This window comes from Martelella alba (genome assembly GCF_005217455.1).
In the GTDB taxonomy this organism is placed as follows: domain Bacteria; phylum Pseudomonadota; class Gammaproteobacteria; order Enterobacterales; family Enterobacteriaceae; genus Acerihabitans.
Genome location: NZ_SZPQ01000029.1, coordinates 1 through 14,780, shown reverse-complemented (window position 1 = coordinate 14,780; position 14,780 = coordinate 1). Strand labels below are relative to the sequence as shown.

The 14,780-nt window shown below is 48.7% G+C and carries 12 protein-coding genes and 3 pseudogenes; 12 read left to right on the top strand and 3 right to left on the bottom strand.

Annotated features, from left to right (window positions below):
* Positions 1-58 precede the first annotated feature (58 nt).
* The 8 genes and pseudogenes from FCN80_RS18025 (at position 59) to FCN80_RS17990 (ending at position 9,424) form a co-directional block, all read left to right on the top strand.
* On the top strand, positions 59-1,306 hold the full coding sequence (locus FCN80_RS18025) for a tyrosine-type recombinase/integrase (RefSeq protein WP_042944088.1): 1,248 nt from the start codon (positions 59-61) through the stop codon (positions 1,304-1,306).
* On the top strand, positions 1,293-2,855 hold the full coding sequence (locus FCN80_RS18020; RefSeq protein ID WP_136991556.1) for a site-specific integrase: 1,563 nt from the start codon (positions 1,293-1,295) through the stop codon (positions 2,853-2,855). The genes FCN80_RS18025 and FCN80_RS18020 overlap by 14 nt, the downstream gene beginning before the upstream one ends.
* Positions 2,848-4,881, top strand: coding sequence for an integrase (locus FCN80_RS18015; protein ID WP_136991555.1), 2,034 nt, complete (start codon positions 2,848-2,850; stop codon positions 4,879-4,881). Before FCN80_RS18020 ends, FCN80_RS18015 begins: the two co-directional genes overlap by 8 nt.
* Positions 4,874-5,293 carry a hypothetical protein gene (locus tag FCN80_RS26610; protein ID WP_196239160.1) on the top strand — a complete coding sequence of 140 codons (420 nt, stop codon included), beginning with the start codon at positions 4,874-4,876 and terminating at the stop codon, positions 5,291-5,293. The genes FCN80_RS18015 and FCN80_RS26610 overlap by 8 nt, the downstream gene beginning before the upstream one ends.
* A gap of 228 nt (positions 5,294-5,521) precedes the next feature.
* The gene (locus FCN80_RS18005) at positions 5,522-7,996 is read left to right on the top strand and encodes a DEAD/DEAH box helicase (RefSeq protein WP_136991554.1); all 2,475 of its coding nucleotides are present in this window, start codon (positions 5,522-5,524) and stop codon (positions 7,994-7,996) included.
* A 361-nt stretch (positions 7,997-8,357) separates the two neighbouring features.
* A pseudogene (istB, locus tag FCN80_RS18000) lies at positions 8,358-8,951 on the top strand (IS21-like element helper ATPase IstB); the annotation flags it as partial.
* Positions 8,952-9,018: 67 nt separating this feature from the next.
* A pseudogene (locus FCN80_RS17995) lies at positions 9,019-9,187 on the top strand (integrase core domain-containing protein); the annotation flags it as partial.
* 33 nt (positions 9,188-9,220) lie between these two features.
* On the top strand, positions 9,221-9,424 hold the full coding sequence (locus tag FCN80_RS17990) for a hypothetical protein (protein WP_136991552.1): 204 nt from the start codon (positions 9,221-9,223) through the stop codon (positions 9,422-9,424).
* A 281-nt stretch (positions 9,425-9,705) separates the two neighbouring features.
* On the opposite strand, the gene FCN80_RS17985 is transcribed toward FCN80_RS17990, so the two are convergent.
* Positions 9,706-10,311: a hypothetical protein gene (locus FCN80_RS17985; RefSeq protein ID WP_136991551.1), complete on the bottom strand. Its 606-nt coding sequence runs from the start codon at positions 10,309-10,311 to the stop codon at positions 9,706-9,708.
* Positions 10,312-10,671: 360 nt separating this feature from the next.
* On the opposite strand from FCN80_RS17985, the gene FCN80_RS17980 reads away from it, so the two are divergent.
* The 4 genes from FCN80_RS17980 to FCN80_RS17965 are packed head-to-tail and all read left to right on the top strand — an operon-like array spanning position 10,672 to position 13,496.
* A complete protein-coding gene (locus tag FCN80_RS17980) occupies positions 10,672-11,004 on the top strand; it encodes a hypothetical protein (protein ID WP_001514826.1) in 333 nt (110 codons plus the stop codon).
* Positions 11,001-12,242, top strand: a complete 1,242-nt coding sequence (locus FCN80_RS17975; RefSeq protein ID WP_077875872.1) for a PfkB family carbohydrate kinase — start codon at positions 11,001-11,003, stop codon at positions 12,240-12,242. Before FCN80_RS17980 ends, FCN80_RS17975 begins: the two co-directional genes overlap by 4 nt.
* The gene (locus FCN80_RS17970; protein WP_016236833.1) at positions 12,239-12,844 is read left to right on the top strand and encodes a 7-cyano-7-deazaguanine synthase; all 606 of its coding nucleotides are present in this window, start codon (positions 12,239-12,241) and stop codon (positions 12,842-12,844) included. Before FCN80_RS17975 ends, FCN80_RS17970 begins: the two co-directional genes overlap by 4 nt.
* A complete protein-coding gene (locus tag FCN80_RS17965) occupies positions 12,822-13,496 on the top strand; it encodes a nitroreductase family protein (RefSeq protein WP_230492761.1) in 675 nt (224 codons plus the stop codon). Before FCN80_RS17970 ends, FCN80_RS17965 begins: the two co-directional genes overlap by 23 nt.
* Here the strand turns inward: FCN80_RS17965 and FCN80_RS17960 are convergent.
* Together FCN80_RS17960 and FCN80_RS26920 are read right to left on the bottom strand one after the other, a co-directional pair.
* Positions 13,440-14,285 (bottom strand): 8-oxoguanine DNA glycosylase, encoded by an 846-nt coding sequence (locus tag FCN80_RS17960; RefSeq protein WP_044650562.1) that lies wholly within the window; start codon positions 14,283-14,285, stop codon positions 13,440-13,442. The two genes, FCN80_RS17965 and FCN80_RS17960, sit on opposite strands and share 57 nt — an antisense overlap.
* Positions 14,282-14,780: pseudogene (locus tag FCN80_RS26920) on the bottom strand (hypothetical protein); the annotation flags it as partial. The pseudogene FCN80_RS26920 and the gene FCN80_RS17960, both read right to left, overlap by 4 nt.

The following is a 14,780-nucleotide window of genomic DNA, read 5'->3' as shown; positions in this document are numbered from 1 at the left end:
GTGATTTTTCACATATAGTGTACCTTGTAATTGTGTAATGTTTATGAGGTGTGGGTGCATGGAAAAGAACTACAGAGTTACAACATTTGTCATGGATAGTGGCGAGCGCTATTGCATGGTAGTGGATCGTGCTTCTGGCCTTCCCATGTATTACCCAACTTTGTTTTTAACAACCCAAATCCGTAATAAAGGCAATGCCTTCTCAACGACGCTAGCTGCTGCTAACAACCTAGTCTTGTTGTTACGCTTTCTGGAGAGTCGTGACATTAACCTTGAACAGCGGTTTTTGACCAAGGATTTCTTCAAGCCACATGAGCTGGACGATCTGCGAGATTTTGCTCAGCGCAAGCAAGTCAGGATGCCATCAAAAGCGCTCTCCAACCCTTGGCTGGATGATGAGTTGACCAATATCGTGGATAACGGAACACAACACTCCCGCTTAACAACGTTTGCCAACTATTTACGCTGGTATGCGATGCATATCTTAAAAATGCCTGAGCTGGACGTTGTTGAACAGATCAATGCAATGGCGGAGCAGATAAAGACGCGCCGACCGTCTAAACAGGGCAGAAACGGTGATTTGCAAGATAAGTCATTGAGTGATGTTCAATTGGATGCGTTATTTGAACTCATCCAGCCTGGATCAGCGTCAAACCCTTTTTCAATAGATGTCCAGCGTCGCAATCGGCTGATGATCTTGCTTCTGTTTTATCTTGGTATTCGAGGTGGCGAATTGTTAAACATCAGAATACAGGATATCGACTTTAGCACTAACAGGATCCATATCGTGAGGCGAGCAGATGAACGAGCTGACTCGAGAACTAATGAGCCTAATGCTAAAACTCGAGAGCGGCTATTACCGTTGGCTGAGTCCTTAGTTCAAGAACTGCATGGTTATATCACCCAAGATCGTCGTAATGTCCGAAATGCGAAGAAAAATGACTACCTGTTTGTGACTTACAAGCGTGGGCCAACTGTGGGAAACCCTATATCCAAGGCGGGGTATCATAAAATATTTTCCGTGGTCAGAGCCGTCTCGCCACAATTGTATGCTGCATCAGGACACTCGCTCCGTCACACTTGGAATCGCAAGTTTTCAGAGCGAATGGATGCCATGGATGAGCAAGTCAGCGAGGAACGCCAAGAGCAAGTCCGCTCGTACTTAATGGGCTGGAGGGAGGGCTCAGGAACCGCAGCGACTTACAACAAGCGTTTCATTCAGCAAAAAGGGTTTGAGGCCGCTTTGGCATTACAAAAAGCTAACGGTACTCGCTTGCCTGAGGACTTGAAGAATGATGACGAATAACATCTTACCAGCATTAGTTCCCGAGCGAATCCCAGCAAGGGCGAACGGATACTATTTTATGCTGCATGATCAAAAATGGCGGTTAGATAAAAACACCACTATTCCGGTTGGATTGCTACATAGGCTTCTGGAATCAGAGTCTCTGAAGGGGGCTCTTTATACACTGTCATTCTATGCAAGGAACATGTCTGCTGGTCACACGCATAGTATTTTCTGGTGTTTCTTAGCAATGGTTCGAGCAACTAAAGCTACTTGCATCGACGATATCATGTTGATTGGCTACAGGTCTTCTTTGGATGCGGCTCATGAATATCGGTTAGGTGTTGTTAGCACCTTCCTGCGACAGTGGCACAGGCTGGGCTATCCCGGTGTTAGCAATAACGTGGCGTGTTTGCTGGAGGGATGGAGGTTAAAGGGGGGGCGTAAGGGGGATGCGGTTAAGCGCATGGATCCTCAAGATGGGCCTCTGACGGATAATGAACTTCAAGCGTTTAACGAGGCGGTTGTACGAGCTTATGAAAAGAGCTTAATCACCATCGCGGAGTTGGCTATGGCTCTTAGCGTCAGTCATACAGGGCGTCGTTCAATCCAGATCTCTCAGCTGCGCGTGGTTGATATTCTCTGCGGAGAAAATGAAAAGGGTGAATCCTTCTATGTGTTGAATGTGCCGCGAGCCAAGCAACGTAACAGCTTTTTTCGCGAAAGCTTCAAGCCCTATGCGATGACTCTCGAACTATGGGCAGTCCTGAGTGCTCAGGCAAGGAATGCTGTTACTCTGGTTGAGAATCGTCTCGGGATTGAATTGCAGGAAGCTGACCGGCAGCAGATCCCTCTGTTTCCTGATCTTGATGTGCTAGCGACCATCCAATCCCCTTATGAATTCTACCAACTGCTTGCCACTGACAAACTCCACATCGCCGCTTCAGTGATAACTAAAACACTCCATTTAATCGTAGAAGAATCAGATATCCGGTCAGAACGTACTGGTGATCTATTGCATATCAATTCTCGCCGCTTTCGTTATACCACGGGCACACGGGCTGCCCGTGAAGGTTTTGGCGAGTTGGTAATAGCGGAACTGCTTGACCATACGGACACCCAAAACGCAGGTGTTTATATCAAGAATATACCCGAGCATGTGAAAATGCTGGATGAGGCGGTTGGATTTCAATTGGCGCCATACGCTCAAGCATTTGTCGGGGTGCTTGTAGATTCAGAGAGGGATGCGCATCGGGGTGATGACCCTACCAGCCGTATTCGGACCGAAATGGGCCAGGGTGTTGGCACTTGTGGCGAGTATGGCTTTTGTGGTGCCAATGTTCCTATTCCTTGTTATACCTGCATGCACTTCCAGCCTTGGTTGAATGGCCCACATGAAGATGTCTATCAGGGCCTGCTTAATGAGCGTGAACGGCTGAAAGAGATAACTGGTGATATCCAGATTGCTGCTGTACTAGATCGTAGCATCATCGCGGTGGCAGATGTGATTATGCGTTGCGCTAAACGTCGTGAAGAGCTTGGTAAAGAGGGATTAATTACCAATGGCTGAGATTTTCAAGTTCAAGTCAAAGTCTATGCTGACAGCCGCCGAAAACCTTGGAGCATTCATAGCCAAGTGCCGAGATCAACTGACTGTATTCGGAACCGAACTCAATTGGGATGATCCGGTGTGGCCAAACATAACTGTGTTTGCCAAGTTGGGTGTTACTACTCGCAAACCAAAACCCCAAGAGGTGCAAGCTCCAGAGTTCATCGGTTTCGCTAAAGCTTATTTCCGTTACCAGCAGGGGCATCGTCCCACGGGGACAAAGAATGAAAGTAAGGCCCTACGAGCGGTTGAGGCGTCTTTGCTTCAAGTAAACGGGAGTGCAAATATTGATGGCCTGTCAATTACTGTGCTTGATGAAGCAGCTGAATTGGCAAGGCAGCACTACTCAGATAGCTCAGCATATCATTGCGGCCGAGAGATTGAGCGGCTGGCTAAGTTTGTAGTTGAAAACCAGCTTGTATCAAACGCTGTACAAGATTGGGTCAATCCAATTAAGCGTGCTGAGGACAAGAACAAAACAGGCAGGGAGGCGAAGAAAAATAGGGAAGAGAAACTTCCAAGTGATATTGCCCTCAATGCGTTGGCAGAAATTTTTGCCAACGACCCAATTCATGAACGAGATATATTTACAACATCAGTATTTGCCATGTTGATGTCAGCGCCGTCACGCATTAGTGAGGTGTTTGCTCTACCTGTGGATTGCGAGGTATTTGAAACTGATCGTGAAGGTATAGAGCGCTATGGTTGGCGTTTTTTTGCGGGGAAAGGCTATGAGGGTGATATCAAATGGATACCCACCGTGATGGTCAGCATCGCTAAAACAGCCGTAGCTCGAGTTAGAGTGCTCTCTGAAAATGCTCGACAACTGGCCGAGTGGATTGAGAAACACCCGGATAAATTTTACCGCCATGCTAACTGCCCTGATGTTGCTGATGATGTGCCGTTGACGATGGAGCAGACCTGCATGGCGCTCGGCTTTGCACATAACACCCCAAAGACGTGCAGGTCGTGTCTTAATAGTAGAGGTTTAGCCTCAGAAGATGGTGTGCATACGCTAAATAGCCTGTGGCAGCATACTATGGCGCGTTTGCCCGATGACTTTCCGTGGTTTGATAAAGACAAAGGGATTAAGTACAACGATGCCTTGTTTGCACTGAATGCAAATCAGCTCCACGGGAACCGAGGATGTATACCGGTTGAATTGCATAAGCCAACCAATAATTTCTTCAACAATGATCTGTCACCTCGTGAAACACTGGAAGGAAAACACAGCAGTATCTTTGATCGTCATGGTTACCGCGCAGAAAACGGAGAACGGGTCAAATTGACCTCGCATCAGGCTCGGCATCTGCTCAACACCATTGCCCAGCGCGGCGGCCTGTCAAACCTGGAAATTGCCAAGTGGTCGGGGCGGGCAGATGTGAAACAGAATCGAACTTACAACCACATGACCGAATACGAGCTGGTTGGTATGGCTGAACGACTCGATCCCACAAAAGCGCTATTTGGGCCTGTTGGCGAGGTGGCAAAGCATCTGCCCGTGGCTATGCAGGAGTTCAATACCTTAGAGCATGCTGCAGTCCATGTGATGGAGTATGGCTACTGTGTGCATGATTACACCATGAGTCCTTGTGAGAAGTTCCGAGATTGTGTCAATTGTACCGAACAGGTTTGCATCAAAGGCGATGATACTGAAAAGTTGGATCGCATTAAGAAACGTCTGGAGAAGTCGGAGCGACTGTTTTTGCTTGCTGACGCAGCTGTGGAAAGCGGCGAGATAGGAACTGATCGCTGGTATCAGTACCACAAGAAAACTGTTACCCGGCTTCGTGAGCTAGTGGCTATTTTAGAGAATCCAGAGATTGAAAATGGTGCCCAGATTAAGCTCCGGGGCAATGATTTCAGCCAGCTTCGCCGTGTTGTCGCAAAGAAGTCTATTGAGGCCATTGAGCAAAAAGGCAAAGAAAGTGAAGAAGCTGTGATGTTAGATGATTTGACAACTTTGTTAGGGGGGGGCCTTGGCTAAGCATCTGGACAATAGAGATATTAACGCCATCGTGAATCTAATTCGGGGATGGCAGGAACCAAAACTGTCCTGGTCAGCAATCTGTGAGGCGGCAGAACCATTGGTCGGAAAGTTGCCGTCAAGACAGTCCCTCAGTGCACATGAGGCAATAGTGGCTGCCTATCAAACGAAGAAAGAGGCGCTTAAAGGCAGGGGCCGCAAAAATCCACGCCCAGCTAGTCTGAATATTGCAGCCGCCAGGATTGTGAATCTTGGAAGTGAAATCGAAGAGCTTAAAGAAGAAAACCGGAGGTACAAACAGCAGTTTGTGATCTGGCAATACAATGCCTACAAACATGGAATGGCAGAACATCAACTTAATGCGCCGTTGACAAAGATTGACCGGGAGCGTTCTGATGGAGAAAAAAGATAGTTATTGACTGCGATGACGAGGGGGCATTAATCAATGGGGAGCGGTCATCTATGGACTGATGGAACTAGACCCCTTATTTTTTCTCCTAGCTCACAGATAAGTTATCTGGACACAGAGTATTTTAAGGTTTCAATTGGGGGCAGTGACTATCTCGTTGTATGGTCATTGTAATACATAATAGAAAACAGTGGCGATTTACATGGCCCAAACCTAACTAGAGATTGTTATATGAGCCTAGACTTTGGCAAGCTGAACGCGGGTATCGGTGCAAAGCAAACTGATCCGAGAAAAATCTTTACTACGCTCAAGAGAGACGCCCGTTTCAAGCGTCCTCTGGATGAGCAGGCTGACGTACTCGACGCTTGGTATGCACGGAGGAAAGCCAAAGATTTGACGCTTAAGATGAATACTGGCGGCGGCAAGACTGTAGTGGGCTTGCTGTGCTTGCAGAGTTCGCTTAACGAAAACATCAAGCCCGCAGTATACATCACGCCCGATAGCTTCCTTGTCAATCAGGTACTACATGAGGCGAAAGAGCTTGGTATTCCCGCTACAGATGACGAGAAGGACCCCGACTTCCTTGCAGGTCGAGCCATCCTTGTTGCCAACGTGTGGAAGCTCTTCAACGCACGCTCGGTTTTTGGGGTCGGACAGAAGAAGATTCCGATCGGTTGTGTTGTTGTCGACGATGCGCATGCATGCCTTGGCGTGGTTCACGACCAGTTCTCGATTAAGGCCGATGTCGGCACACCGGTATATGACGGCCTACTCAATCTCTTTGAGAACGACTTGGAAAATCAGTCACCTGCCGGTCTGCTCGACGTGCAGGCCCTAGACCCTAGTATCGTGATGGAGGTGCCCTATTGGGCTTGGCAGTCTCATCAAAAGCAAGTCATCGAGCTGCTGCATACCCAACGGGCTTCCGCAGAGTTGGAGTGGAGTTGGCCCTTGCTGCGCGATTGTATCCCGCTTTGCACCTGCCTGTTCGGCGGTGGCAAACTAGAAATCTCTCCACATTTCATCCCGATCGATCGCATTCCGTCATTCGACACTGCACAGCGGCGGATCTATATGACGGCCACCTTAGCGGACGACACAATCCTTGTGAGCCACTTTGGGGCCTTGGCGGATGAGGTCGTTAAGCCGATTCGACCTAAAGGAGGTGGCGATATTGGAGACCGCATGATTCTTGCTCCACAAGAGATCAATCCGGACTTCAAAATGGAGGAGATCCGCAAACTTGTGTCAGCGATCGCAGAAAACCTGAACGTCGTTGTTATCGTCCCCTCTAAAGAGCGCGCAAAATTCTGGAAAGATGTCGCGCATCAAACTCTTGACAAGGACAACATTCAGGCAGGTATACAGCATCTTAAGGACGGTATTGTGGGTTTAACCGTGCTGATCAATAAATACGACGGTATCGACTTGCCAGGAAAGGCCTGTGAGTTGCTCGTCATTGACGGCTTGCCGGAGGTTTACGGGCTCGGCGAACGGCGCGAAATGTTACTGTTGGACGGAACCAAACGCCAGCTTGTGCGTCAAGTTCAGAGAATCGAACAGGGAATGGGTCGTGGTGTACGGTCCAGTGACGATCATTGTGTCGTACTATTGCTTGGCGGCAGGCTGACGCAACGACTCCATCAACCCGAGGCCGAAACGATGTTTTCTTCCGCCACTCGCGCTCAGATTGACCTCGGCAAAAGTGTGGCGGAGCAGTTGCGTGGGCAATCTCTCGAGAAGCTTGAAGAGATTATGGACCTATGTCTGGCCCAAGACGACAACTGGGTGCAGGCTGGCCGTAATGCGGTTGTGAACGCGCCTCCTATCACAGAGGGACGCATTGATGCTAATCAGGTGCTGTTGCGGGGGGCCTTCGATGCGGCACGCGTATCGCGACATGATATCGCCAAGGACAAGACTCAGAGAGCGGTGAACGCAACAAGTGAGCGTCAGATCAAAGGCTACCTGAAACAGCAGCTAGCAGCGTACACGAATTTTACTGACCCTTCACAGGCGCAGGAACTGCAACTGGCTGCGCTCAGCGACAACTATCGGCTTCTTAAGCCATTGGCAGGAACGACTTATCACCGTCTCAGCGCACCAGCCAGCGGACAAGCGGCCGCAGCCGTTAACTTTATGACGCGCTTTCTCGAAGGTAACGACCTCATCATCTGGGTCAACGGATTATTAGATGATCTACAGTGGGGTGAAGAAGGGTCAAAGCGGTTTGAGGCCGCCATGAAGGAACTAGGAGTGTTTCTCGGTTTCGGGTCAGAAAGGCCAGAAGATCTAGTGGGTCGAGGACCAGATAACCTTTGGGCTCTCGGTAATTCACGGTATTTCGTGATCGAATGCAAGAGCGGAGCTGTACTGGCCGAACGAATTTCCAAACATGACACGAACCAATTAAATGGGTCCATCGTCTGGTTTGATGAAAAGTACGGTCACACTTGTACAAGGACGCCCATCTTGGTGCATCCCAAGACCATCTTTGAACATGCTGCATCGCCCCATTCCGATATTCGAATCGTCAACGGACAAGGGCTCACTAGGATGCGCAATGCGATTCAAGCATATTCGATCTCGTTGGCCAGTAATGGCGGGTATGCTGACGCGCAAGTAGTGCATAAACAACTTAAATATCACAAACTTTCTGCGGAAGATATTGAGGCGTTGTGCACGGTCGCACAAGGTGCCAAGTGACGTATATCACTTTGGCCCGTTATTCGGTGTCGGGTGCTGCACGATTAAAGTTCGTTTGCGAGCCACCGTCATCTGGCCCCGACTGATAAAACTGCATACAACTTGGTTTAGTTGTCGGGGCGGGGTTTGCTGGTATAGCTGTAATAGCCAAGTTGTAAAGTTTGGCGAGCGTATGATATCAATACCATACAAAATTCGTTACATAAAAAACCTGAAAAGCCTTGTTGTTAGGATGTGATTTTTATTTTGAGACTGTAATTTAAATTGTGTATCTGCCTGTTTTTGATATGTTCACTCCAACAACGGAGACAGGCAAATTATGGACGAAAACAAACTCAAAGCACTGGTTGCTGAACTGGCTACCCGAATGGCAGCCTTTCCGGCGGTGAAAACGTTCGAAGATTATGACTTCGCCTTCGCCACCGGAGCTCCACAGAAGCAAATCCAGTCGCTGCGTTTGCTCCGCTTCATCGAGCGTAACGAAAACATCGTGTTGCTGGGTCCGTCTGGCGTGGGGAAAACGCACCTGGCGATAGCAATGGGCTACGAAGCAGTACGTGCAGGTATCAAGGTGCGCTTCACAACAGCGGCGGACCTGTTGCTTCAGCTGTCTACAGCGCAACGCCAGGGCCGCTATGAAACAACGCTTCACCGTGGCGTGATGGCGCCGAAGCTACTTATCATTGATGAAATAGGCTATCTGCCGTTCAGTCAGGAAGAAGCAAAACTGTTCTTCCAGGTCATCGCCAAACGTTACGAGAAGAGCGCGATGATCCTGACATCCAACCTACCGTTCGGGCAGTGGGATCAAACGCTCGCCGGGGATGCGGCACTGACATCGGCGATGCTGGACCGGATCTTACATCACTCACACGTTGTTCAGATAAAAGGAGAGAGCTATCGACTTAAACAGAAAAGAAAGGCCGGGGTTATCGCTGAAGCTAATCCTGAGTAAAACGGTGGATCAATATTAGACTGTCAGTGGAGATGTAAGTGGATCACTTTTTACCCGTCGTTGACAATTTAACGGTAGTCTGCGGGATGAATGCCTGAACATTCACTGGTGAAGATGCACAATACAAACTCGACAACTGGCGCGGGGAATATAATCATGAGAGAACGCATTCATCATTAAATGACATGACTCCGGCTGAATTTATCCGGAGCCTGCAAAAAGACGAAGATCTCTGATTTAGCACCGCACTGATTTTGGGCCAGGGTCATATGTCGGAAGATCCTAAAAGTGAACGGGCTGTTTTAGGGGATACTTACAATGTTATTGATACTAAAGACCAATATGGTTTCATCATCATTGGCCATACGGAACTGAAAATGTATTCCCTAGATACTCTCTTGGAGGGAATTTCCGCAGTTAATCTTCACCAAAAAATTAGCTTCGGTTTACCAACAGGTAAAGAGCAGCTCTGATTTTTTCACGCTGTTCCGAAAGATTTTTATGTTCTTCCAACTGCTGAAAATTTAGAAGGAAGGGCAGAGAATCCAGCGCTGAGTGTTGTCGGTAATTGTCATCATGCATTAATCATTTTATGTACAATAACATTGAACCGCGTTCATTCAGATATTCGTATCCAAATCTTCGTTAAAACTCTCAATATACATATTATGTGTTGGCTTACCGGGATGCTTACAATTTAATTAACTACTTTATCTGTAATGGTATTTTTATCTCAAGGCTCAATATTTTCCTTCTAATCTACAGTGGAAGTTTCTTGAAATACCTTGGGGTACGCTGGTTCATTCGAGACCCATTCGCGCTCACCTTGCGTAATGAAATCTGCGATAGCAGATTCAATGACGTCACGACTCAAAACATCAACATCAACGATAATCTGCAAACCAATACCATTTGCATAGCCGGGTAGGATACGATAACCACTGTGAACTATTGGTGGGTTTTCTCGGGCTATTTCATGTTCTCGCTTCTCAAGATATTCCATCCATGTCAGCCCTGCGAATTGGGCGAGTGCTGGTTTATTGCACAAATCACAGAACCGTTCGCCATCATCCAGCATCGACCATGCTTCGTTGAATGCGATTGATTCGACTCTATCACTAAATTCTACACTGGCCGTAATTATCTCCGCATTCCAGAAAACCGCAGAGTCTCTTCCCAAGAAAAGTATGTCGCTCCACTTCCAGTTTCCGCATGCAAATGCCTCATCTATATCGCACTCGTCATAGAATATACCACCACAGCGATGCCGTTCATGGTGGATAAGGTTTTTGATTTCTCGGGTTTTAGCGCGGCGCTTACGGCGCGAAAGGGAGGTGAATATTCTGTGTTTCCGCTTCATGTGTGCTTACTCCGCGTTTTTTCGCTGGAAAAAGCCCAGTAGGGTAGAATACATGTTTAATTAGGGTAACGGAAGTTTTATCCCGAAGAACGATTGTTTTATCTGTAATAGGTAATTTATTCAATACGTTAATTGAGGTGGTGCCGTAATTATGGACACTTTCTGTCCTCACGACGAGGTCTGCTCGAAGGACCTTAGGCTGACGCTACCGAGATGACTATCAAGACAAATCATGACTAATGTTAGTTAAAAAAATAGCACCTGATACCTGCACATAAAGCAAACAATTTTTCTATACACCGACAAAATTTATTGATATACAAATATCAAATATATTAATAATTGTAACATGAGGTGTCTATGTCAGGCTCTGGTGGGGGTAGCTTTGGCGGCCAGTTCGGTCAGGATGATTTTGAAGTGACCTGTGAAAAACTTACGATTGATACTCAGTTAAGTTCGCCTGATCCGCATGTCGTAGCGCAGCTGTCAATCGGCGTGATTATGGGGATTATGCAAATCAATTCAAATGGGACTCTGCTAACGGTTGCTATGCACAATGGTATGCAGGCTGGGGGTATCGCTTCACCCTACATCCAGCGCCTCCGTGACTGTATGAGTAATGGTACTACCTATGTTGCTAAAGTGACCGCCATTAACGGTGGTCAGGTCAGGGTCAGTGTGTACGCGATATGAGCAACAGCAAAACGGTCAGTACGGAGATCATCACTATTGCAGGCGGTACCTATCATGAAATTATCCTTTATCCAGGAAATCACCAGGTTTACGGTTCAGCGGGAAGGGCGGCATCAGCACTGGCAACGCTCGGTGTAAACGTTGATTTGTACACCTACGCTGATGAAGTAGTCAATTCGGTTCTTCGAGAACGCGCCTGTTTTGAAAACTTCACGCTTCATACGAATGAAGTACGTGAATCCGTCATATTCCATTATGAGCATGGGCTGGCGGAACCTCGAATTTTCAATTACCCGGACACCCCTTACCCGGCCATTACAGTGAAAGCGCCCTGTGTTCTACGCTATGGAATGCTGGAGGGATCCGCTGTAATCGACGCGGAATATGCAGTATATGATCCCCAGAATGTGACCAATCCGGAGCCATTCACAGCAAACGGATCCAGAGCAAAGCACCTCGCATTGATCCTTAATCGCTATGAGGCGAAGACCCTTAGTGGCCAGAGTGAATTATCCGACAGAGAGCATGCAGAGTTTCTCTACGAAAGTGGTCATGCCGAAGTCATCATTATCAAGCAGGGCCCAGCCGGTGCACTCATCTGCGATAAAGGGAAAATATCCTATATCCCTGCCTATGAGACAAGTCGGGTCAACAAAATTGGATCTGGTGACGCATTCGTAGCCTATTTTTCCCGTGAGTGGATGCTGAACAAAAAAACAGCCCACGACGCTGCGAATTATGCCTCACTTGCCACCGCATGCTACTGCGAAAGCGGACTTTTTCCTTCAGCAGAAGGGCTGGCTGCTTTCAGTCCCAGCCCCATCAAGCTTTCTCAGGCGTTCATTGAGGGTGGCAACAGAAAAGTCTATCTGGCTGGCCCCTTCTTTACCCTGGCACAGCTCTGGCTTGTTGAGCAAGCGCGACGGAACCTGAGCGATCTTGGGCTGGACGTTTTTTCCCCCTACCACATGGTTGGACACGGACCCGCAGAAGAAGTAGTCGAAAAGGATCTTGATGCGATACGGCAGGCCGACATCGTTTTTGCAATAGGTGATGCACTCGACTCCGGCACCATCTATGAAGTCGGTTACGCACGGGCGCTAGGCACCCCGGTGGTGTTCTATGCCGAGAACGAATCGGAAGAGGATCAGAAAATGATGGAAGGATCAGGATGTATCTTGAGCAAAGATTACGTCACAGCAATTTATAAAACGCTCTGGGTGGCCGCTCAAAAATGAAAACCGCACTTTTACTTTCTGGCGGAATGGACTCCATTGCTATTGCCTGGTGGAAGCGCCCGGATATAGCACTGACACTCGACTACGGTCAGCAAGCCGCCAATGCCGAAATTAAAGCTGCCACTGCCACCTGTGAGGCCCTTGGAATTGAGCATCACATTATACGCATTGACTGCCGTTCGCTGGGATCAGGGGATATGGCTGGTACCGCTATGGATCCGAATGCACCATCGAGCGATTGGTGGCCGTATCGTAACCAGATGCTCATCTCGCTGGCGGCCATGAAGGCAATAACGCTTGGCGTCACGCACCTGTGGATCGGCACAGTGAAGTCAGATGAAACGCATCTGGATGGTACCATAGGCTTTATCAGCAGAATCAGTGAGCTTATGTCGTTTCAGGAAGGAGGCATGGTTGTCGAAGCTCCGGCAATTACGTTATCAACCTCTGAGTTGATCAGAATTTCAGATGTTACGCCAGGTGGCCTCGCCTGGGCCCATAGCTGCCATAAGGCAAACATCCCATGCGGCAACTGCCGGGGGTGCAATAAATATTTTCAGGTTCTGGATGATGTCGGATATGACTTGGACCGTTCCCGCTAGTCCTGTTCCTCGTGAACAGCCACTCAGCTATCAACCCGTTAACTGGCCCGCCGGAGATCCGTTTTTTTTGCCGCCTCCTTCGGAGAATGCAGTGCTTCCCGGATTGAATGATGTGATCGAAACCCGTAGAACACAGCGAAACTTCAGCCACGTCAGTCAGGCCCAGCTATCTCACTGGCTATGGCTAACCGGCAGAGTGATGGCTGTGGGACATTCAAGCTATGGCTTTCCACTAACTCAACGCCCCGTGCCCTCCGCTGGGGCCATACATCCTATTCACATTATTCTTTCCCTCCCTGAACGGGATGGGTGGCAGCTGTATCTGCCTGACATGCACGCGCTGGCACCGCTTCGGATCCCTGAGCAGACCCGATTCGAAATACGCGATGAGCTTTTGCCGGTAATTGATATCCAGAGCGGAATTATTGTCAGACTTATCGCTGAGCCGGGAAAAACGTCAGCAAAATATTTAGATGCTGATAGCCTTGTTTGGCGCGATTCTGGTGTTCTTGTTGGGCAGATGGCGCTTGTTGCCGAAGCGCTGGAATGCAATTTTTGCCCGCTGGGCATTACAGGCCATGACTGGTGCTCCGGATTAAAACTGGAAGGTCGTCTGGCTGGTACCGGACTGGCGGTTTTTGGCTCGCGATGAACGAGGGCGCAATTTCGCAAGAGGCTGGCCGCGCATGTTTTCGATGAGACTGAACACCGTACTGGAAGAGGCCTGCATTTCATACCAGATAAGCGCATCCAGCTCGGATGCTTTTACGCCCATAGCTTCACTGAACTCCAGAAATATTTGTTCCAGCTTCAGGTAGTCACGTTCAACAGTAAGGTCTCCCGGGAAAAAACCTGCAAGTAATCCCGCCCTAAGGATGTGAATGTCCAGAATAGCGACATCATCCGCACAGAGCCAGTTACGTGCTATCCATGATGCCGTTTTATGACCAATACCGGGAATGGAGGTCAGCCAGTCTCTGAGAGCACGGCCCGAATCCGTCGGCGGCATCTCTACATCCAGCCTGTTTAGTGCAACCGAGAGATAGCGCGATTTTTGCCGAGCAAAGCGGTAACGCACTGATTTGTTACCAGTTTTAATGGGCTCTGATAGCCATTCGTAAAGAGTGGCTTCAGATGGTGGCTGAGCATCAAACGCACCGCAATCCTTCAGCTTATTGAATGCGGCAAGGCCTATCGCAGCTGGTATGCCGTGTCCACCCAGCAAGCAGGCACCCACTTCCTCTTTGAGCGTTCGCCCAAGCTTGTAATTGACGGCATTGACTTCCAGACGACGGGCGAGTATTTGATAGGCCCAGTACGCTGGCGATGGGAACGCCTCAATTCTTCCCCACCGAACACCCGGCAGGATATCCTGTTCCGGAGCTGGAAAGTCAAGATTGATAATTGTCGGTCCAATGAAGACCGCTCCGCGCTGCGTCATACAGTCTCCAGACCATAAGTTGCGTTCAGCCAGTTGATCAGTTCGTTGCGCTCTGCGGGTTCCATTCGTTCTATGCGATCATAAAGCCGAGTGCGTCTGCGGGCCAGAGTCTGTCTTTCCCGATAACTGCTGCCCATGTATCGCGCGTCATGCAACCTGTCAGGAACATCAAAGTTCATCCATACGCATTCTTCACGCACGCTCGTATGAGTCTTGGCGTTAAATCGCTCGCAGCGCCATCCGCTGAGTATTTCGTCATAGATAGGATTTCCGTAACCGGATATCATGACCATGCAGGGCAACCTGACAAGCACTTGCAGCAACCGGCGATGATCGTCATCTGAATATTCATGACGATAGATTTTGCTACGTTTACGCGTGCTATGAACATAGGGTGGGTCGGCGTAAACCAGTTCACTTGAGTAGGCCCCCTGCGAAACCAGACAGTAGAAGTCTCTTAACTTAAGAGATAGGCTTGGATACATGTCTAACACT